Raw genomic sequence first — 20,019 nt, 5'->3', positions numbered from 1 at the left:
GAGAACGCCCGTTAACATCAGCGCGGGGGTGTTTGCCGAGCTTTCTCAACCCTGGCCCAGGTATCTTTGAGAGACACGGTTCGGTTGAAAATCAGGGAGTCGGGTAATGAATCGGGATCGACACAAAAGTACCCCTGCCGCTCGAATTGGAAGCGGGAACCGGGTGCGGCTGAGCGAAGACTTGGCTCGACCAGGCAGCCGGTGAGGAATTCCATCGACTGAGGGTTCAACGATCCTGTCCAGTCCTGTTCAGCCGGAAGTTTGGCCTGGTCGGTAAGCAGAAGGGGATGATAGAGACGGACGGCTGCCGTGGCTGCCTGTGATGCCGACACCCAGTGGATGGTGGCTTTCACTTTGCGCTGTTCTTGTGTCGAGCCGCTTCTGGTTTCAGGATCGTATGTACAGTGTAGTTCGATGACCGCGCCGGTCTGAGGATCTTTCGTCGCGCGTACACATTTAATAATGTATCCATAGCGTAGCCGAACCTCCCGCCCAGGCGCGAGGCGGTAGAATTGTTTCGGTGGATCCTCCCTGAAATCGTCCTGCTCGATGTACAGCGTCCTTGAAAAGGGAACCCTTCTCGTCCCCGCGGAGATGTCTTCGGGATTATTCACGGCGTCGAGCTCTTCAACGACACCGTCTGGATAGTTCTCGATCACCACTTTCAGCGGTCGGAGCACTGCCATCACGCGCGGCGACCGTTTGTTCAAGTCTTCTCGAATGAAGTGTTCAAGCAGCTGCATCTCGACGATTGCGTCGCGTTTGGCGACGCCGATGTGTTCGCAAAAGGCGCGAATCGCTTCGGGAGTCACCCCTCGTCGACGGAGGCCTTTCAAGGTGGGAAGGCGCGGATCATCCCAGCCCGCCACGAGCTTCTTGCCGACCAATTCGAGAAGCTTGCGTTTGCTCATCACAGTGGAGGTGAGATTCAGTCGGGCAAATTCGATTTGCTGTGGCCGATGGGGAGCATCGGCTTCGGCAACGACCCAATCATAGAGAGGGCGGTGATCCTCAAACTCCAGCGTACAGATAGAGTGCGTGATCCCTTCGATGGCATCAGACAACGGGTGAGCAAAGTCATACGAGGGATAGATGCACCAGGCGGCTCCTGTCCGATAGTGGGTGGCATGCCGGATCCGATAGAGGATCGGATCTCGCAGGTTGATGTTTGGGGAACCCATATCGATTTTTGCGCGTAGGACATGGGCTCCATCGGCAAATTCTCCGGCTCGCATGCGGGCGAAGAGATCTACATTCTCGTCGATGGATCGGGCCCGATAAGGACTGTCGCGGCCTGGTTCGGTGAGTGTGCCGCGATGTTCTCGGATTTGATCCGCTGTGAGGCTGTCGACGTAGGCGTTGCCTTTCTTAATCAAGACAACGGCGAAGGCATAGAGTTGCTCGAAATAATCCGATGCATAGAAGATCTTGCCGTGCCAATCAAACCCCAACCAGCGGACGTCTTCCTGTATGGCCTGAACGTACTCGGGGTCTTCGGTGGTGGGATTCGTGTCGTCGAATCTTAGGTGACAGATCCCTCCGGAAGTCTCATCCGCGATCCCAAAATTCAGCACGATGGACTTGGCGTGACCGATGTGAAGATATCCATTTGGCTCGGGAGGAAATCGCGTGACGACCTGTCCGCCATGTTTGCCTGCTGCACGGTCGACCGCTACGAGATCCCGAATGAAATTCGAAGAGGTTGAGGGCTCAGGTGTGCTCATGAAGTCTTGCGTGAATCCTTCGCGCGGTCATGTGTGGACGGGAGGTCCAGACTGGAGTTCTACCATACACGGGCTGATGGGAGGAATGGGAAAAGGCTAGGTAGAGGGATCGGTGGCGGAGGTGTTCGACATCGGCGTCGGCATGACGTTGAAATCTTTTTGGGCGATGAGATGGCCCTCCATGCGCAGCCGGAATTCGTACCGACCAGGTGCGGGAAAGATCAACAGAGGAATGTTGATCCCGAAATCTGAAATCTGGAGGCGATCGCCGATCTCGATGTTGGGAAGCGTGGCCCGACAGACCAGTTGTTCGGTGTTGAGGTAGATCAAGTCGATATCAAAATGATACAGGCCTTCGGCATCGGTGAGGCAGAAGTAGAGGCCCATCTGTTGATGCTGGAACGGGAAGGTGGCGGCCTGTAGGTGGGTAAAGATCCCGATCAGGCTTTTCTTTTTCGTGAGACTGTCCTCGATCACGTGATCGCAGACGAGAAATGCTTGAACGGTAGGTTTTGGGATCTCGGTCACAATCGCTATTCTAGAGAAAGGATGCATAAGGGCAAAACGGTTCCCGCTTTTCTGCAGACGGTACTTATTGCAAAACCAGGAGTCGAAGAGTGTGTGAAAGACGAACAGGATCAACCGAGAACGGCCGGTCCACCTCGAGCTTCAACGATGTTACCGAACAGCGCCGTGCCTGAGCCGATCCGGCAGTAATGTGGAGTGATCTCCACCGGCATTCCCTTGTGCGAGTAGAGCTTTCCGCAGGTGAGGTCGACTCTGGTCATCGATGCCATCCGCGCTTCGAGCACGACATGACCAGACTGCAGATCTGTCACCAGAATGGAGGGACTATCAACCGACGAAAGACCCTTGCCTAGCGGAACCTCGACGGTAAATCGCCCGCTGTCGTTCAACGTGAGAACGTTTCTACGCAGGTGTGCGATACGGATGCAGCGCTCGTTGTAGAGATCGAGGGTAGCGAGAAGCAGTCCTCGCTCCGGTTTTACCTCGATGACGAGTTGCTCTTTCCCATGAATCTTGACGACGCCGTTGGTGCTTCGAAAAATGTTGGATCCGATCCTAAGCTCGAGTCCTGGTTTGAACGGCACTCCCGCCGTTGCCGTACGACCAACGGATTCGGTCCTACGGAATGCCACCGGATCATCCATTGAACAACCTCGAACCGTGATGTTCCGCAGGTCGTGTGGAGTTGATGCAGAGTATATGGAGCTTCATCAAACATCAGGCAAGCTAGGCCTTCTGTGCTCTTCTGTCAAGAGCGTCTAGTGCGCCCGGAGCCATATATTATGGCCCCATACAAACGGCCCAATGGGACGAGCCCAAAAAGCTCCTCAACGCGGTGGAGCACGGTGCGCTCAAGGGGTCATCGTACTTTCATTTCCATCGCGATCCGTTGCCGTGACGCAAATCTTTACGGACTGAGGATCCTTGGATTTCACCGGAACCGTAATGGACTCGGAAATTTCCCCGCCTCCGGAAGATCGCGTTGCCGGTACCTCTTTGGCAAGTGTACGCCCATCACCCAGATCGTAGTAGATGCTCGTTTTGGCGAGGCTTGCAAGGGGATTGCCTTTTAGGGTAAACGATGGCTCCCTGTATGAGAGATGAACGGTTGGCTGCGCCGCACTGACCTTAGCCTGGATTGAATCCGGACAATGCAACGTAGGCGCTCCGCTTCCCATAAAACCTGCACAACCTACTAAGAGAATGGTCGCGCCACCCAGAATAAGAATCGCTGCTGAACGACTGAGTATTATGCCGTGAGCCCTGCCTTTACTCATAGATAAAGCAATATAGATAAAGCAATCGGTATGTCGGGTAGCGGGTAGGTGGTGAGACCTCATCGTGAAATGTCTCACTCATCGGGCCTATCGAGCCTATCAGGCTTCTTCGGGTAGTTCGACCGACACATAACATGTCTTATAGACCGAATGCTGTGTCGTCGCAAGCATAGAATTGTTCCCAAAGTCCCGCGTGGGTCGACCGGCACTTCGTTGCAAACGGAAAACCGCTTATGCTACGGTCCACTCTTCGGACAGTTCTGGAATGGTCCCATCGTCTAGCCTGGCCTAGGACGGAGCCCTCTCAAGGCTTAAACACGGGTTCAAATCCCGTTGGGACCACCAAATTTTTCCTTCATCTCTCCGGGAGTTAGCGACTTTCGTCTCTATGGTCGTCTCCTCCATCTGAATTCCATAGGACAATCCATAGGACAAAAGGGCGGTGTGGAGGCGAGTCACGGCTTCACGGAGCTGCTGATTCCAGCCGTATCCGCCGTGCGAATAGGCAGCCGTCATTGATTCTCCGCCGAGCTGATCCGCTCCAATTCCTCGTAGTCGATGCCCCAATAATGCGGCACGTACTTCGAGCGGTACGCCGAGGTTCTGAAGCCAGGTCGTGAAGGTATGCCGCAGATCATGAAAGTGGAGATCGACGACTTTCGCCTCGGTCACTAAACGCTTCCAGAAGATGCTAAACGCGGCAGGAGTCCATCGTCTGAAGATTCGCCCGTCCACGTGGGTGATCTCCCCGCGTAGCGCCGCGCAGGCGGCAGGATTGAGCGGAATCTCACGAGGTGTCTGCTTCAGACGGCTTCGAGCAGGAGGAAGGATCAACCACCAGCCGTCATCTCGCTTTCGCATCCAGGTTCGATCGATCTCTAGAATCTTGGCTTCTCGAAGCCCTGTATTGAGAGCAACCGTGACGATTCTCCACAGTTCTGCCGGGTCGTATTGGTTAGCCTGCGTCACCTTGAGCCGGCGCTCCTCCGCTTTCTGCTTGATGGCCTTCAGCTCTTCAGTTGTGGCCACACGCTCGCGAGGGGCAACATCGGGGAGTTCCACTCGCTTAAGCCGATTCTTGTCTAGCTTGTCGAAGTCGACCGCCAGATTCAGGATCCGCATGAGCACTGTCCATTCCCGGCGAATGGTCCAGGGAGCCGCCTTCGCGTTGATCCGTGAGGTGATGTACGCCAATCCGTCCTCCGCCGTGAGGGAATCAAGCGGACGGTCTCCGAACCGTGGGAGCAAATGCGTCTCAATTACCGATTCCGGTCTGGCCAGGTCAAAGCGCTTCTTCACATGCATGGTTTGCCAGAAGAGTGGGAGGAATGCCTTCAGGGTAGGGGAGGTGGGGGCTGAGTCCACAGCCGGGGACTCACCCCGCTGGATCTTGGCGATCATCGCGATCGCCGCTTCTTCAGCTTGGTTCTTGGTGAGGTTGTATCCGAGCAAGGGCCGGTACCGCTGGCCTTTCCAGCGGAAATAGAGATCGAAGGCCAGGCCTTTCTTGGTGGATCTTTTGGTGATGGTGTACGCCATGCAGATCTCAGCGATAACGGGGATTGCGATGGTAGACACCTGGCCTATGAATGTCCAGAGCGTCGTTGGGAGAGACTTCGGCGGCACTGATCTGGACGTCATGTGACAGTTGTGCGCTTACCGTGGAGGTGGCTGCCGAGCTCGAGAGAGAGACAAATTCAAGGCGACCGGTCCGTATCCATGCCTCAAGCTCATCCTGATCAAACAAAAACGCACGCGAACCTGGCCGGCGGTAGCGGGGAATATCCTTCCGTTGGTAGAGCAAAGATTTCGACATCCGGAGAAATTGTGCGGCCTGTTGAAGATTCAGCGGTCTCATAGCTAGTCGACGCAATCAGCACAATCCACATCCAAAGAATTGCTCTTCATCGGGTCCACAGATCCTTATCCTCATTGAAGTGGGTCCGGATCCAATCGCATACTGCGATGAACTTTGGTGATTCGTAGCCCTCAAGGAGCACATAATCAACCGCTTCCTCTAGCTTGGCATCGATCGCCGGCCATGGATCGATATCGACAACAGCCTCCTCACAAATCCATCGGAGACCCGTCTCGTTCAGCACGGAAATCCGTCGATCTGGTAGGTGGCCGTCTACGAGCTGAACGATGCCTGGTCCTTTCACGCAACCATCCGGCGAGGCCCAACACACCACCACACCAGGAAGCAATGGGGTCGGCTTGACAATCTTAAAGTGAGCGCGTGCGAGTTCCATCACCCTCAGAGCCTCGCGCGCCGGCAACATCACCAATTCACCAGGTCCAATTAAGCGCGTGCCGGATTCAGCGATCAAGGTGCAGTCACTGAAGCATTGAAGCACCATCATCGAAACCCATTGTTTTTAAAAATGTACGACAGATCGTCACGATTTTTTAAAATACAATCGATGACCAGATTATTAAATTCCCGCCGGACATTGACCTTAGGCCGTTCATCCACGGTTCCGCCGAAGAAGTTGACCGTGACGTTCAGCTCCGCATTGCTTGCCGGCACGCTGCCGGCATTCAGCCGATCGAGCGCCGCCATGCCGCTGCGATTCAGCACCCCTTCACCCGGCGTGAGCAGCGCCCGCACTGTGTCTTGATTGCCCGCACCGAGGACCGGACCGCCGCTCGCAAATGTCATCGCACGCACATCGATACCAGATACGTTCCTGCCGCCGATGCCACCAAAGAGCTGGGTCAATCCGGTGCTGAATCCACCTCCACCGCCGCCCATGAACCCGCCGAACAAGCCGCCGCCTCCGGAGGCAGAGGCGAGGGTATTCAACACCGCCATCGTCGCGAGCTGCGCCGCGACGTGCGCAATCACCTGCTTCGCGAAATCGGCAAAACTTTTAAACAGATCTTTCAAGGATTTGATCTTGCCCTCGAACAGATCAAAGAAGAATTGCCGAAAACTCTGCTCCATGAACTGCGCCGTCCGGCGGGCGAGATCGGCCGCGATGCCGAAGGCCGATTGCGTGTCCTGCACATACTTCTGCATTCCCATCGCCCACCCGCGAAAAATATCGTTGGAGTACTGTTGATTGATCGCCGCCAGCCGCGTGAGCGTCTGGATCTCCAACGTCTCGCGCTGCTGTCCGAAGATCTGCGAGCGGTTCAGGATGTCCTCGGCCAGCTGGCTATCATGGTTCTGCCAGGCCATCAACAGCCGAGCGGACTCCTCCTGGGTCAGCTGTGTCTCCTTGGCCAGCATGGCCTCCAGCAGCTCGATCTGATGGTCATACCGTAACTCTGTCGAGACCCCGACCTGATTATCGTAGTCGATCCAGGCTTGAGCGCTCTGCACCAAAACGTCGCGCTCTTTCCGCATCGCCTCGTCGCGCGCCCGTACTTGTCTTTGTGTTTCCTCGACAATCATGCGGCCCTTCCGCTCCTCGGCCGCCGCCACCTCCTCAGTCAGCCGCACTTCCATTTGTGTCCGATCGACGATCATCCGGCCTTTGCGCTCTTCGGCCGCTTCATCTTCCTTCCGGAACTGCTCTTGCCGATCGAAGGCCAGAAAATATTGGCTCAGCTCGCCCTGTCCACCCATCAGTTTGTTCTGAATTTCGAGGGCACGGTTTTGCGCGAGGAAGATGTCGAGCTTGGCTTTGCCGAGCTTCTCCTGTTCCTGCCCACGGCGTGCCAGCTCTTTTTCCAATCGCTCATGCTCTTTCGCAAGCCGTTCTTGTTCGGCGGCCGCCTGCTCAGGAGTTTTGAAAAAGGGTTGTGTTTGAAATTGCTTGGCGATGTCCGCTGGAGGCGCTGGCATGATCCGCAGCCGCCGCCCGCCGCCATCCGGCTGCGCCACCCCGACTTGCGGCGCCTCCAGCTTATCCAAATTCAGTAAGGCTCGAAGCGCGCTCCCGGCATCGGCCGTCACGGTCGTCAGAATCTTTGACAGCGATGTGACGTGTGGAATTAATACCTCGCCGATGCTGTTCCCGACACCCTGAACCGCTCCCTGCAATTTGGTCAGCTGATCGTTAAACTGCTCGGCGGCCTTCGCCGCACGCTCACTCATCTCGAGACCCAGTTCTTTTGTCTCCTGAAACGCCTCCCGCATGTTCGAGTTGAGAAGCGGCAGCACTTCCTTCGCTGATTTCCCCATCACGGCCATGGCCAACGCCAGCTTTTCAGGCCCTTCCGGCATGAGTCGGAATCGATCGCTGAGTTCCAGCAGAATATCCGTCGTCCCTTTCAAATCCCCGCTCGTCGTCGTGACGGTCACGCCCAGCTGCGCAAAGGCTTGTTGCGCGTCCTGATTGCCACGGGACGCCTCCAACATATTTTTGGAGAGGAATGCCACGGTCGAAGACAGGCCCTGCAGGTCCGTATCCGACAGTCTGGCCGCATGTTGCAGGCGTGCCGTTTCTTCGACGGTTGTTCCCAACCGCTGGCCCATTTTCGCCAGCTCGTCACCGTAATTAGCCGCACTCTTCGCGATCGCAAACAGCGCCGTGCCGGCGGCCGTGAGCTGCGTGCGCCAATCCTTGATGAAGCTATTGAACGACGAGAGCGCCCCTTGCGAGTTGCGCAGTTCTTTCTGAAACTCGTCGGCGACCAGTCGAAGGACCAGCGCCAGTTCACGATTTTCAGCCATAATATTTGGCCTTTCTTTTCAGGATCGCCTGTTCGAGGATCTCCAGACCTTCTTCTGAGACGCCTTTTACTTCTTCACGGCCCAGGTACCACTCGAGCACCGCTTCAAAATTCATCTTCGCGCGCCGGCCGTACCGTCCAGGTTCCTGCACAGGACAACCTTGAATTTCCCAGTTGTAAATTGTCGATCGGTTCACGCCGAAAATTTTTGCGATTTGCAGCTTTGAGAAAGTCCGTAACAATGTCATGCTCGTTGTTGCTGTCTAATAACTTAAGGCGACCTCGATTTAAGGCCTGGCACTAGTTGGTTTCTGTAGTCATGCTTACCCTCACGAGGGAAGCTCCAAAAAGGACCCCCTCAACCTGGAATCTCCGTGATCTCACGCAGCCGTTGTTTCTGGTTCTTGCCGAACGATCTTCGCGGCCTAACAGCTGGACCGGCATCGGCGCAAACATTTCCTCGAATCGCGTGATCAACAAACACTTCGGACACACTCAACCTGCTACAGATATCTCGTAGAGAGGCGCCTTCATTCCAAAGAGTTTTAACCATTGCGACGACATGTCGTCGCCAGGCTCGGACGTGGGCGAGCTGTTGCCCATGATTTGGGTCTGATCTGCTAAACAGTCGTGACACCGTTACCCTCGTCTGAAGAACGGTCCACAACCTGCGTTGTCAATGACAGCCGGCCTTTGAGACGATAAAATATTCTCCTCATCGTATCTAAGCCAACGATGATCGCCGCTTTCAAACACCGCGGCCTTGTGATGAATGCAGCGATAGCGGTATTCATTGCCGACTTCCACCGGGGCCCTATCTCGACACGTTGAGCAGAGCAATTTGAAGAGTCCACTTTGACGATCTGACATATTGCCTCCTGTTCTAGAACTCCACGTGATCTGCACTCATCAGCATTACCGCAGCGGTGGGTAGGATACTGGCTCACGCCAGCGGGGGCCCCATCCGCCGCCAACCGCCCCCTAATTTGCAACACCCACGATCTCAGCCCGTCCTGTCAACACGGACTCGAAAGCCTCGCAGTAGGAAAGATCGCTCGGCACTTGACGGACATCGCCTTGTTCAGTGGACCGGATCTCGCGCAGGCCGCCTTCACCCACAACAAAAAAGCCGCGCCTCACGTGCAACCCAAAGCCTTCCTTTTCGCGGAAGAAGCATTTCAAGAGCGCACAGCCACGATCTGCATCGCAAATCGCGAGTGCTAGCAGTTGACCCAACGTACTCCGCCGCCATGCATAGGTCCGCTCCAACTCATCGTTCCACAGGCCAAACAAACGCTGCTTGCCGTGGCGTGCTTCAAGTAACTTCATTGCCTGCTTCCGCAGTATGCTGAGGGCCATGGAAGTATCTACAGCGGCGGACTTTCGTCGCTCACGAGTCTTTTCCAGGGCACGGGCGATGGATTCGCACTGAATCCGTTGGGCTTCCAATTCCTGCTGGCGCGCGGTGATCATTTTCACACAGGCTTGAGGATCAGCCAGCAAAGCCTCGACGGCGTAACCACCTTCAGCGCGCATCGTTTGCTGTAGAGCAACATGCTGAGATTTCGACAGCCCGAAATCAGCTATGCACTGTTGCTCAAGGAGACAAAGATCTTTCTCGATCTTCACCGCAGACCGGAACGCTTCACAGGCCTCAGCAAACTCATCAACGCTATTGGTCGTCTTCATACTATCCTCCATGATTAATAGCCCTCTACAAACTCCACGCGCCGACGAACAATTTCCTCAAACGCTTCCCCCTCGCTGAGTTGTTTCGGAACCGCAATCACCTCACCCACACCGAGAGGCTCCTTGCTTCTGGTGGAAGTGGGGACGAACCCGATCGCCACCCGGACAGAAAAAGATGCTTGTCGAAAGAATGCGACAAGGGCATGCAGCAACTGACTCTCATTCACATCGGAGGCAAATCCTTTGAAGAGCAGAAAATTAAATACTCTCCCACGCCATTGCCGCGAGTATCTTTCCGGGGAATTCTCGTCTTCCTTCCAGCTGATCTGTCCTCGTTTCCCGTACAAGCCCGTGTCGTGTTCATGGAACCGTTGCATGTAGAGTCGGGTAAGATCGTCTCGCAGTTGCCGAGACAGCTCACCAATCTCCGTCAAGAGCTGAGTCAGGGTTTCCTGACTCAAGCAGAAGTCCTCGCTTCGCTCTTGCAACGCCTGTCGGCGCCGAGACAAAGATTCCTTCGCCTCGATCAGTTGTTGCTTGAGTGTGGGCAGCTCGCCTGCCTTGGCTGCCCCAAGCAGCAGTTGTTTGCAGTACGACTTCACTCGGCCTTCTAGCTGATCGACGAGTTGGGTAGCCTTGCGCTCTTCCGTGTCACAAGCGGTCACCTCGCGGTGTTGCTGGTTCACGGTCTCCCGTAGCGTGGAGGCCCGTCGCCGTTTGTCGATCAGGGTCTCCAGTGCCTTGAGTGTGAGGTCTTGGTCAATTTTCTCTTCAGTGGCTGTCAGCATGATTTCGTCCTCCCTGGTTGTGGTTGTTGACCGACAATTCTCCTTCGTTGATCTTCCATCGTTGCAACTCCCCTCTCTTAAAGAGAGGGGGTTGCAATCAACGATGACCTGCAACGATCACCGTTGCAGATAATCTCTTTCTAGAACGCCACGTTAGACGACTTTGCAACGGTGCAACGATCTGCAACGATGAAATGGCTGCAACGATGAGTTGCAACGATGACGGACACAGGGCCGCGTTGCAGACAAACCCATTGCGCAACAAGGCGTTAGGGGCTTTTGCAACGGTGCAACGGTCTGCAACGGTCAATCTGCAACGATGAGCGGTTCCGATGGGGTTCATCGGGTCACGCAGGTCCATTTCGTCTCTCGTCCCGTGCCGATCGAATGCCACTTGTGGGTATTCTGGCGTGACAACGTGCTCTTAACTGTGGCAACTGGTGCCGCCAGGGCGTCCGCGATCTCCTTCGCCGTATAGAGCCCGCCGTCCTTTTCCAGAAAATTCCGGATCCGGCTCGCGATGGGCAGCCCTTTCTCCAATTCGAGCGTTTGGCTCAGATCACACGGCTCGTAGTACATGGCCGTGCTCGTCGAGTTATGCCGCACGCGCAACCCGATGGGCGGATGCAGCCGGCTCAGGTTCGATTTTCGATTGAAGAGGCCCAACACCGACTCGTCGGTGCCGACTTCCTGCTCTTTCCGTAATTCCCACGTCGAACGAGCAAAGTTTTTGTAGAAGACGCTTCCATAGATCCCCGCCTCCTGTTGCTGCTCGTTGGTCTTGGGGATATGAGCCAGCACAAGGGTTCCACGGTTCAGCATCCGGAGGGCTCGAAACGCCTTCGTCGCGGCCTCGGCGCTCGCATCGCCACACGTGGCGGCCGCCAGGCATCCAGAATGATGAAGTCGATTTGCTCCAGCTGAACAAGTCGCAGCAGTGTCGGAAGAATGTTCCAAATCGGCTCGTGATGCGTTTGATAGATAAGCTCGGCGGCCTTCAGGTTTGGATGGCCGACTGCAATGGCTTCCCGGCGGCGGGCGTGCACGTCGAGTGTATCCTCATAGTCCAGAAAAAGAACTCGACCACGCACCGCACTTAGGCCGGCCACCGTTTCGCCCACAGACACCAGCAGCCCGATCAACAGGGCTAGTGAACTTTTCCCTAATCCGCCGTCGCCATAGAGAATGGTCACCTTGCGAGAGAAAACGAGCGGATTCAGCTGATAGCTGAGAGCCTCGATCCGGGTATAAGCGTTCAGCCGATGAGGCGGCTCACCTTCACGATAGCGGCGCAGCACAAGAACGGCGGTCGATTCGATAAGGATCGTCCAATCCGCGAACTTGTAGCGGCCGTCGTACTCATGCACCTTTTTCGCCAGGCGACTTTTGTCACCGTTCAAGTTCACCCGTTGTCCCTCGCACAAGGTCTTTTCACCATCGATGACGGTGAACTCTGCATAGATCCCGGCGGATTGGCGCGTGATGTACTCCAAGAGAAAACGCACGTTCCGTTCAGGCCAATACACCGAATACCCATTTCCCAGATCAGCGATATCAGGCCCGGCGTGAGACATCTAACCCCTTTCGCTCAACACGGCTGACTGAAATTGGTTTGCTGTTGGGAGGTATCAGGGCTCGAACTTCATTCTGCAGGTCGCGGAGCTGGCGACGCAGGTCGAGAAGCTCTTCGCGGAAATCCCCAACATTATGTGGCATGCGGCAGCCATTCCGTAGATATCGATCAAACTCACGATCTGGTAAGGCGAGCAGCTGTTTGATTGATGGCCTTGCGGGATAGCGTCGAAACCGGAAGCCTATTCGATATGGCCGCCGGCGCGTTTCCGAGACGAAAGTGTCTCCCATTGGGTAATCGAAGATATCGTCTTGCCGCTCGTCTGAACTCATCTCGCGGAGCCTCGATTCCGCTCGCGTTGCTGTCGGAACACTTCCACGACAGAGCGATCGAAGAGTCGAACGCCCGTCTCTGTGCGCCGTGCAGGAAGAGCGCCGCACCGCTCCAGCTGTCTAACCCGATCAGCGCTAATACCAAGCGAGCGCGAAACTTCTCCCGTAGTGAGAAAACTACAGGCTGGATTCTCTTGAAGATGGGTCATAACGCCTCCATGCTCATGTTGATGGAGGCCTTATACACGCAAATATACGCGGTGTCTTTTTCTATTCCTAAAGATGCGCAAATAAGGATTTAGGAATTATCAAGGAGGGAGGGGCTAGAACATTCGAAAGTCTGACATCTTGACAGTGGGACCGAACTCTTCTCGATTTCCTATCACGATAATATCTCGACAAACTGCTTCCGAGTTTTTCCCCTGGCGAAGCAGAGCCTGAACAAACTTTTCCATATCTGGTCCGTACACAGGATTGCCGGCACGCAATGCACCAGCGATTCTATGAACCACGGCTTTCTGAAGATCCTTCCCACGTGGAAGCGGAAACCTTGCCGGATTTATCGCATGGATCGCTCGCCAGGCCAGGATGCATATGGCTGAGGCAAGATTGCCCGCATCTTTACAACGCAACCGTGACTTCTTCGCAAGCGCCATAACTCGCTTGATGACCGTCGTCTTTTGCTTCTGCTGGATTGCCTTCTTAGCCCATGCCGATGCGGCAGGTCCCCAATAGTCGATATTCCTCCAGAAGTCAGCATCGCGTTTACTATTTCCTCGAGGGCGTTTTGAAGCAGAGCCTTTGAGAAGATTGGCCCGAACAGGCACAAGGGCTAGGGAATCCAACAGCAATGTCCGAGCTCTCTCCGGAAGCTTCGACAGCTTGAGAAAAGCCTCCCCATCAGTGGCAAACTTTACCCAGTGCCACTTGCCCGCCAGAAATACTTGCACCTCAACAGTGCCTCCACCGAGCAAGGCCTGCTTGTTTCTGTCGGGGTGAAAAAACACTCGTTCCTCACCTCGCTTGCTGTGCTTGGTTGGAAACTCCCATGGACTGTCCACAAGCCCTTCCGAATCATACCAATACTCTTTGGGTAGACCGGAAGGTGTATGAGATGAACCAGGCATATCCCCCTCCTCATGGGGCCTCGCGTGAGGAAGGGCCAGCCGACGCTTAGCCCTTCCGAGATCTCATCTCATCAAATTTCTATGCTCATCGTCATACACGAGTGTCGGCGCTCGCCAAGAAATGGCAGAACGGTACCCCGCTTCTTCCACAAGATCAACTGTTAGACGGAGCACAGCCGCCTCGGAACTGATGCGTCGATCCGTGTGTACACCACACGTGCAAGGAAGACCGTGGGGGAAAGACGCTTCATTCTTCTGAGCTCGTGTCCCGCTTGTGTTCTGTCATTGTAAAGTAGGCCTAACGGTTCCCACTGACCATCGGGAGCCGTGTCACACACTTGATACAAGATTTCGGATCGTGGCATCATTCACCATTCCTTTCAGGCGCAAACGCATCCCGCTCGTCTTTGTCCCTTCGCTTATCCCGGCCACTCCTGCGCCCGTTCCATCGGTTCCACCCCAAGAGCGAGCGTAGGAGCTGGCGTGAGGGTGCCGAGGATTCGCTCCGCTTGCTCGTCAAGCGCCTTGCGCACCGGTTCAATCGACAACCGCGCGTAGACCTGGGTGGACGTCAGGGAGGAATGGTTCAGTACCTTCTGAATGACCGGCAGATTCGCACCATCAATCGCCAGCCAGGACGCCGTCGTCCGCCGAAGATCGTGAATCCGGACGTCGTTCAGGCCGACCCGTGCCCGAATCTTGCGCCAGGCATGCTCGACAGAGGTCACGGCCCATTGCCGCGATTGATGCTTGTTCTTATTGTTCGGTTCAGAGGGAAACACCCACTCATTGAGGCGTGGGAATCGCTGAAACAGCTCAAGCAGCCGAGCGGGAATCGGCACGGTGTGAGGCACCACGGTCTTCGTCGTCGGCTTATGCCACAGGCCTCGCTCCAGATCGACATCCTTCCATTGCATGAGGCGGGCTTCATCTCTCCGACAGCCGGTGAGGATCAAGGTGAGAAAGTATCCCTGATCGCGTAGGTTGGCCTCACGGATCGAGGCGAGGAGATACGGCATCTCATTGGTTTGGATAAACCGCTGGCGAGAGAGCTTCGGAAACCGCTTGATGCGGGAGGCTGGATTCTTCCCAGCAAACAGCTCCCAATCGTCAGCTTTCGCGTACACCGCATGCAGCTGTTGCAAGGCGAGATTCGCGCCATGAGGACCATCGGTCTTGGCGATATCGTGGAACCACTCGATCACCTGGAGCCGCTTCAAGTCGGCTAATTCGACATGGCCCAGCCGCCCGACGTACTTCTGCAATCGCCGACTCGTGCCGAGGCTGCTCTTGAGGAACGCGACGTGGTTCCGTTCGTAGATGGTGAGGAATTCGCCGATGGTCATGGTCTGCTGGCCTCTATCGCGCTCCGCGTGTGGAGGTGATGCCGCCCTGTGTGCCCCTACTCGGCTGGCGTGCGTGTGCGAGGAGAGACTCGAGACGATCCAAGGTGATGGCTCGGCCCAGTTTCGATTGCAACCGAAAGCCGCGTCCGCCGACAATCCGCCCGCCTGCTATGGCGGTGCGGGAGTGTCCATTCGCTGGCCTGCGAAATTGTTTGAAGTTCATCGAGTAGCCCTCGTGCCTTCGACCGTCGCGGTTAGTCGAGGAATCCCTTCCGCAACACAGACCTGAGGGTTGCGCATTTTGTTTTCAACCTCATCGAGAAGCGGGCCTAGAGTGACTTCGTAGAGGAAGTCCTCCAGGAGTTCCAAGGCCTCCTCCTGGCTAGAGAACGGGCCCACGCGGCGCGGGTACAGGCCACTGATAGTTAACCGCAGAAACCACCCCTCGCGCCCGACCTCATCGGTTCCCTGAAACAACCACTCCTCGGAAATCGGACACTCTCGGAATTGATGTGGCGCCGATGGTTCTACCTTTGGCTTGGACCCGTTGCGAACGAGTGCTAACGCGTTCTTCGCCATGTGATCCTCCTTGTTGGTTGATAGTTACGCGGCCTTCTTGCCCTTGAAGTACTGCTCCAGCAAATGCCGGATGAGCCCCGCCGCACTGAGGCCACGCTTCCGTTCGGCGTCGAGCTTCGTCTTGAGGTTTGATGGTATTGAAATATTCATGCGTGCAGATTTCATAAAGCCTCCATCTGTATAATGATACATATATGTATCATCTGATACATCTCCGTGTCAACTGGTGCTTGAGGAGTCCAGTGGAGGCTGGTACTATCCTGGACTCATGCCCAAGAAAGACTCCGCGAGCCACCAAGGCACCATCAACATCCGCGGCGTTCCCAAGGACTTGGTATTTCGATTAAAACAAGCCGCATTGGCAGAACGCCGTACCGTGAAGGCCTTCCTGCTGGCTTTAGCAGAGGAGCGGATTCAGGAGCTCGAAAAGAAAGGGCAGCTGCCGAAGGGGAAGTGAGTTTCACAGACCGTCCAGGCACTCCGGAAGACACGTCATGCGACTCGCTTTGGTTCTGATCCTCACCCTACTCGGCGGATGTGCATCGAGCCGATGGTCAGGTGTCCCGACCACGTATTATGTCGCCACCAACGGCAGCGACCGTAATGCGGGGACGGAAGCCGCGCCCTGGAAGACCATTGGCCAGGCGGTGGACAGCATGGACGCTGGCGACACGGCCATCGTGAAGGGCGGGGTGTACATGGAAGAACGAGAGATCCATTTCAAGAGATCCGGCACGGCATCCGCCCTCATTAGGCTGATCAGCGCACCCGGCGAGTCACCCGTTATCGACTTCGCGTCCGCCACCGGCCCGCTGCGGCGGATTTTCATTCAGCACCGTTTCGGCGCGAAGTATCCCATAGGACACATTGCGATTGAAGGATTCGAGATCCGCAATGGCAGGATTGGCATTCACCTGTTCAATGCGCATGATCTCATCATTCGCCGGAACTGGATTCATCACGCGCAGGGGTCAGGCATTTTGGGCAATGGGAAAAACGTCCTCGTAGAACGCAATATCATTAGCCACAATGGGGATTTTGAAGGGTGTGCCGCCGGAAAACTGCATGCTCCTGGTCGCGGGGACTTCGGCACCATCTGTAACAAGGAGCACGGTCTATATCTCACCGGAACGAATTGGACAGTCATCAACAACCTGATTTACGACAACCTCGCGACGGGCATTCAAGTGGCTGGGTATCCATGGTGTGAGCGGAATGAGGGTTGTTATGGTGGGGGGGCCAAGACCAAGACGGATCCCAGTTATGCCGGTGCATCACACTGGCTGATCGCCAACAATACGATCGCCTATAACGGGTACGGACCCGGAATCATTGTATGGCAGGCCGGGGCGGTCAACAACAGATTCATGAACAATATCCTGTATGAGAACGGCCAGAAACTCTCCGCTGCAACCAGCGCCCAGGGGATCAGCTTTTATAATTGTGGTGGGGGTCATACTGTGCAGAACAATGTGTTTTACGCGACAGGGCCGGGAGGCGTCGGTGCCATTGGCGGAACGGCAGATTGGCAAAGCAAGTATACTGAGTCGGGCAATATCGTGAACACGGGTAATCCCAATTTCGTCAATGCCCCGGCGGAACTCTCGGGGACGCCAAATTTCCACCTGCAGGCCGGATCACCGGCAATAGACGCGGGCGTGCCACTGAGTGAAGTATCGGTCGACATGGCTGGTGACGCCAGACCTTCCGGCTCCGCTTATGACGCGGGCGCGTTTGAATTTAAGGCTTCGCCCGATGCCAGCAAGTCTTGTGGGGCTGCCTGCATTGAAAATTACCAATAAGAAAGAATTGGGTGAACCCTTAGAGTGAAGAGGTGCCGTCAACGCTCGCTATCCTGCAGCACATTCCTCAACGCCTGAATCGTCAATGGGCATTGCCTTCTGACCGAGTGTTGGTGAGCACAGAGGCACGCCGATTCTCAGCGACCGCCTTCTTCACTAGGTCCACCGTCTCATGTCGCATCTCCGGCAGCTCACCCACAATCTTCTCACGGGACTAGCTCGTTTCTTGTCACTTCAATAACGCATGTTCTCCGCCTCCTATCCCCCCTTTCGACGTACCTCGTAAGAATCTGGCTTCAATGCTCATACCTGATACGGTTAACTCATGCGCGACGCGATCACCACCCGGAGGACTGCAATGAACTGTACACGCTGTCAGGGGTTGATGCTGGAAGAACACATGATCGATATAGAAGGGGGCTATGGCGAGATGTGGAGCCGCAGTTGGCGATGTTTCAATTGTGGCCATCGAGATGACGCGGTCATGCGGCACCACCGTCAGTTACACGCCAAGCCGATCGTCGTAAGCCCTCAGGCCGTGACGGTTCTAGAGACTGCCGAGCTGTCCTGGGAATCGGAGCCGGTTGAACCGCGTGCCGCCTAAAGAGGCGGGACAAAATGATGAGGTCAGCCACCATTCTGACCATTATGGTGGTTTTAACGGGAGGGACTCACCATGCTTGTTCTTGTGATGACCTTGGCAAGTGGGCTTTGTTGCGGGATTCTTTTCACATTGGCTCTGGCGAGGTATGCGGCCTTGCCTCAGACGGACGTGGAAAAGATGGCCGCTCATTGCGTTAAGCAGTGTTCCCATCCTACTCCTAGATAAAACTAACGAAGGCTTCACGTCCTCCCCACCCACCGACCGCACCACAAAAAAGAAAACTCCGTCCTCTTTCAAGGGCGGAGCTTTATCGAACAGCGCAATTTTTGTATTCTGTGGCCGATCGCGTTTCCGTGACCCGCTCAAAATATTTTCGCTGCCCTGTTCGATTGTCACTCTATCTTACTCATGTCTGAGCATGTACTGGGACAACCCCCTGTAGTAGATGTCTTTGAATAATTACGGTGGGATGCCAAATATTGCTTGTTAGACGCTATTGTGCTCTGCTTCCGCCCTCAAAATCTCTTGCCAACCTGAGGGCATTTGGTAAGCTACCTGTGGAAGATGGGGGTACCGAAGTACACAGATACTGCCCGTTGACAGCTCCTTGGATGGGAGTTTAGGATTTGCCTTGGCTGCCTAGGACCACACCTAGGAGATACGTCAAGCAATTTCGTTATTCTACACAGAGGAGTGAAATGAGAGCTCCGCTTGTGCAAGGGAGAAATTACTGCGTTAGAAATCATGTCTTCATCAGTCACAGCTGATATCGTCGAAGGGCAGATCGACACGGCCAGCGGTCTGCTCCGTTGGATAGAGGCAGAAGCCGACAAAACACGTCGAGCTATCAGCGTAAGCCCTTTGCTTATTGCATTGACATACATTCTTGGCTCAATCATTAAAAAGTTCGAGAGCAAGGGTACATATAATTTCGACCAGCTCCATGCTGGATATGCCTCCTCAAAATTACTAGAGGTTCATCAAGCTATTCGTATGATGATTTCTCACAGTCGTCAAGCAGGGCTCTATGTTCGAATCCCTTGTAATCGTCTATTCGCCAAGGTCGAAGGGCAGGGGAAAGAGCTTGAAAAGATTGCGACCGCCCTTTACCTAGTTGATGAGAATTGGCAATCAGTAATTTCAGAAGCTGCTAGCGCTAAGATAGCCCTTGCTCAGAAGGAGGCGTTGAACCGGTCTGACCAAACTATCGAACTATTTGATTCCACAGAAGATCCTTCCCACTATCCCTCGGAAGATGCCATAAGACGCCAACTCAACAGAGCCGCCACCCTTGATACACACTAAATAATGTCCCCCACTCCGCTCCTCTTCGTCCGAGGCAGCGTCTACCGCATTAAGTTTGCAAGTGATGATCCTTTACGAGCTGCCACGATTGAAAAATATTGCCTATGCTTGCAACAGGGAAGCATTATTCATAAACGGCCATTCTTCGTTGGAGTAATCATGACAACGTGTAAGAACAACGATAAACCCAGAGTATATCCTTGGAGCGTTTATGTTTCGCCGAGCGAATCCCATACGGAATTTGGCATCATTACCGAGTGCAGTCAGATCTATACCGTCCCAAAGGTTGATGTAATTGAATACGCATACAATCTTTCTCCTGACACCATGAGAAAGGTCGATCAGGCCCTCCAATTCGGTATTGGAGTCGTGAACGTCGACGAGCTCAAAAAATTGCGCCCATCTTACGAATAGTCTAGAGAAAGGGACAGTCCTCAGCATCTGCGCTTTAAAGGCCCTCCCTAGGGCCTATGCCTCGACAAAACTACAAACTATGCGGTTATAACAGAGCCCTGGAACGGGATACGCCATGGATCCGCTACCCGTATGCAAATCGCCCTCAAATCCAGTTGGGGACACCAGCGCTACTGGTGTACAGCATGCACCTAGATCCGAGATTGAGCGATCTGCTATCCGGACATTTTAGGTGATGTGGTTACAACGAGAGGGGAGGGCGAGAGTGGATCCGGATCCTGTTCCGCCGTGGGAGTGGCGGAAGCAAG

General features: G+C 54.9%; 18 protein-coding genes and 1 tRNA gene. 5 read left to right on the top strand and 14 right to left on the bottom strand.

What is annotated here, in order from left to right; genetic code table 11:
* Window positions 1-17: 17 nt before the first annotated feature.
* From P0120_07835 to P0120_07825, 3 genes are all read right to left on the bottom strand, one after another.
* A complete protein-coding gene (locus P0120_07835) occupies window positions 18-1,724 on the bottom strand; it encodes a glutamine--tRNA ligase/YqeY domain fusion protein (GenBank protein MDF0674239.1) in 1,707 nt (568 codons plus the stop codon).
* Window positions 1,725-1,820: 96 nt separating this feature from the next.
* Window positions 1,821-2,252 carry a hypothetical protein gene (locus P0120_07830; protein ID MDF0674238.1) on the bottom strand — a complete coding sequence of 144 codons (432 nt, stop codon included), beginning with the start codon at window positions 2,250-2,252 and terminating at the stop codon, window positions 1,821-1,823.
* Between the two features lie 110 nt (window positions 2,253-2,362).
* Window positions 2,363-2,896, bottom strand: coding sequence for a hypothetical protein (locus P0120_07825; protein MDF0674237.1), 534 nt, complete (start codon window positions 2,894-2,896; stop codon window positions 2,363-2,365).
* A 900-nt stretch (window positions 2,897-3,796) separates the two neighbouring features.
* Here P0120_07825 and P0120_07820 point away from each other — a divergent pair.
* Window positions 3,797-3,874 (top strand) — tRNA-Glu (locus P0120_07820).
* A gap of 1,559 nt (window positions 3,875-5,433) precedes the next feature.
* On the opposite strand, the gene P0120_07815 is transcribed toward P0120_07820, so the two are convergent.
* The 11 genes from P0120_07815 to P0120_07765 all read right to left on the bottom strand — a co-directional run bounded on the left by P0120_07815 (window position 5,434) and on the right by P0120_07765 (window position 15,751).
* Window positions 5,434-5,892: a hypothetical protein gene (locus P0120_07815; GenBank protein MDF0674236.1), complete on the bottom strand. Its 459-nt coding sequence runs from the start codon at window positions 5,890-5,892 to the stop codon at window positions 5,434-5,436.
* On the bottom strand, window positions 5,889-8,153 hold the full coding sequence (locus P0120_07810; GenBank protein ID MDF0674235.1) for a hypothetical protein: 2,265 nt from the start codon (window positions 8,151-8,153) through the stop codon (window positions 5,889-5,891). Before P0120_07810 ends, P0120_07815 begins: the two co-directional genes overlap by 4 nt.
* Window positions 8,146-8,400, bottom strand: a complete 255-nt coding sequence (locus P0120_07805; protein ID MDF0674234.1) for a terminase small subunit — start codon at window positions 8,398-8,400, stop codon at window positions 8,146-8,148. The genes P0120_07810 and P0120_07805 overlap by 8 nt, the downstream gene beginning before the upstream one ends.
* Window positions 8,401-9,133: 733 nt before the next feature.
* Window positions 9,134-9,841: a hypothetical protein gene (locus tag P0120_07800; GenBank protein MDF0674233.1), complete on the bottom strand. Its 708-nt coding sequence runs from the start codon at window positions 9,839-9,841 to the stop codon at window positions 9,134-9,136.
* 14 nt (window positions 9,842-9,855) lie between these two features.
* On the bottom strand, window positions 9,856-10,629 hold the full coding sequence (locus P0120_07795; protein ID MDF0674232.1) for a hypothetical protein: 774 nt from the start codon (window positions 10,627-10,629) through the stop codon (window positions 9,856-9,858).
* A gap of 339 nt (window positions 10,630-10,968) precedes the next feature.
* On the bottom strand, window positions 10,969-11,451 hold the full coding sequence (locus P0120_07790; protein ID MDF0674231.1) for a hypothetical protein: 483 nt from the start codon (window positions 11,449-11,451) through the stop codon (window positions 10,969-10,971).
* A complete protein-coding gene (locus tag P0120_07785; protein ID MDF0674230.1) occupies window positions 11,445-12,203 on the bottom strand; it encodes an AAA family ATPase in 759 nt (252 codons plus the stop codon). The genes P0120_07790 and P0120_07785 overlap by 7 nt, the downstream gene beginning before the upstream one ends.
* 654 nt (window positions 12,204-12,857) lie before the next feature.
* Window positions 12,858-13,661 (bottom strand): hypothetical protein, encoded by an 804-nt coding sequence (locus P0120_07780; GenBank protein MDF0674229.1) that lies wholly within the window; start codon window positions 13,659-13,661, stop codon window positions 12,858-12,860.
* 419 nt (window positions 13,662-14,080) lie between these two features.
* Window positions 14,081-15,007: a site-specific integrase gene (locus tag P0120_07775; protein MDF0674228.1), complete on the bottom strand. Its 927-nt coding sequence runs from the start codon at window positions 15,005-15,007 to the stop codon at window positions 14,081-14,083.
* Window positions 15,008-15,226: 219 nt separating this feature from the next.
* The gene (locus P0120_07770) at window positions 15,227-15,586 is read right to left on the bottom strand and encodes a hypothetical protein (GenBank protein ID MDF0674227.1); all 360 of its coding nucleotides are present in this window, start codon (window positions 15,584-15,586) and stop codon (window positions 15,227-15,229) included.
* A gap of 24 nt (window positions 15,587-15,610) precedes the next feature.
* The gene (locus tag P0120_07765) at window positions 15,611-15,751 is read right to left on the bottom strand and encodes a hypothetical protein (GenBank protein ID MDF0674226.1); all 141 of its coding nucleotides are present in this window, start codon (window positions 15,749-15,751) and stop codon (window positions 15,611-15,613) included.
* A 103-nt stretch (window positions 15,752-15,854) separates the two neighbouring features.
* Between P0120_07765 and P0120_07760 the strand changes: the two genes are divergently transcribed.
* The 4 genes from P0120_07760 to P0120_07745 all read left to right on the top strand — a co-directional run bounded on the left by P0120_07760 (window position 15,855) and on the right by P0120_07745 (window position 19,297).
* Complete coding sequence (locus P0120_07760) at window positions 15,855-16,043, top strand: hypothetical protein (GenBank protein ID MDF0674225.1); 189 nt, start codon at window positions 15,855-15,857, stop codon at window positions 16,041-16,043.
* A 37-nt stretch (window positions 16,044-16,080) separates the two neighbouring features.
* Window positions 16,081-17,388: a right-handed parallel beta-helix repeat-containing protein gene (locus tag P0120_07755; protein MDF0674224.1), complete on the top strand. Its 1,308-nt coding sequence runs from the start codon at window positions 16,081-16,083 to the stop codon at window positions 17,386-17,388.
* A 358-nt stretch (window positions 17,389-17,746) separates the two neighbouring features.
* Entirely contained in the window at window positions 17,747-17,992 is a 246-nt protein-coding gene (locus P0120_07750) for a hypothetical protein (GenBank protein MDF0674223.1), read from the top strand.
* A 711-nt stretch (window positions 17,993-18,703) separates the two neighbouring features.
* The gene (locus P0120_07745) at window positions 18,704-19,297 is read left to right on the top strand and encodes a hypothetical protein (protein MDF0674222.1); all 594 of its coding nucleotides are present in this window, start codon (window positions 18,704-18,706) and stop codon (window positions 19,295-19,297) included.
* Window positions 19,298-20,019: the final 722 nt, after the last annotated feature.

It is taken from the genome of Nitrospira sp. (assembly GCA_029194675.1).
Taxonomy (GTDB): Bacteria; Nitrospirota; Nitrospiria; order Nitrospirales; family Nitrospiraceae; genus Nitrospira_D.
The sequence above is the reverse complement of the archived record's forward strand: the minus strand, read 5'-3'. Positions and strand labels throughout refer to the sequence as shown.

Coding starts and splice junctions, on each gene's coding strand:
- P0120_07835 (MDF0674239.1), bottom strand. CDS start 1,724: ATGAGCACACCTGAGCCCTCAACCTCTTCGAATTTCATTCGGGATCTC.
- P0120_07825 (MDF0674237.1), bottom strand. CDS start 2,896: ATGGATGATCCGGTGGCATTCCGTAGGACCGAATCCGTTGGTCGTACG.
- P0120_07815 (MDF0674236.1), bottom strand. CDS start 5,892: ATGATGGTGCTTCAATGCTTCAGTGACTGCACCTTGATCGCTGAATCC.
- P0120_07810 (MDF0674235.1), bottom strand. CDS start 8,153: ATGGCTGAAAATCGTGAACTGGCGCTGGTCCTTCGACTGGTCGCCGAC.
- P0120_07805 (MDF0674234.1), bottom strand. CDS start 8,400: ATGACATTGTTACGGACTTTCTCAAAGCTGCAAATCGCAAAAATTTTC.
- P0120_07800 (MDF0674233.1), bottom strand. CDS start 9,841: ATGAAGACGACCAATAGCGTTGATGAGTTTGCTGAGGCCTGTGAAGCG.
- P0120_07795 (MDF0674232.1), bottom strand. CDS start 10,629: ATGCTGACAGCCACTGAAGAGAAAATTGACCAAGACCTCACACTCAAG.
- P0120_07790 (MDF0674231.1), bottom strand. CDS start 11,451: ATGCTGAACCGTGGAACCCTTGTGCTGGCTCATATCCCCAAGACCAAC.
- P0120_07785 (MDF0674230.1), bottom strand. CDS start 12,203: ATGTCTCACGCCGGGCCTGATATCGCTGATCTGGGAAATGGGTATTCG.
- P0120_07780 (MDF0674229.1), bottom strand. CDS start 13,661: ATGCCTGGTTCATCTCATACACCTTCCGGTCTACCCAAAGAGTATTGG.
- P0120_07775 (MDF0674228.1), bottom strand. CDS start 15,007: ATGACCATCGGCGAATTCCTCACCATCTACGAACGGAACCACGTCGCG.
- P0120_07770 (MDF0674227.1), bottom strand. CDS start 15,586: ATGGCGAAGAACGCGTTAGCACTCGTTCGCAACGGGTCCAAGCCAAAG.
- P0120_07765 (MDF0674226.1), bottom strand. CDS start 15,751: ATGAAATCTGCACGCATGAATATTTCAATACCATCAAACCTCAAGACG.
- P0120_07760 (MDF0674225.1), top strand. CDS start 15,855: ATGCCCAAGAAAGACTCCGCGAGCCACCAAGGCACCATCAACATCCGC.
- P0120_07755 (MDF0674224.1), top strand. CDS start 16,081: ATGCGACTCGCTTTGGTTCTGATCCTCACCCTACTCGGCGGATGTGCA.
- P0120_07750 (MDF0674223.1), top strand. CDS start 17,747: ATGAACTGTACACGCTGTCAGGGGTTGATGCTGGAAGAACACATGATC.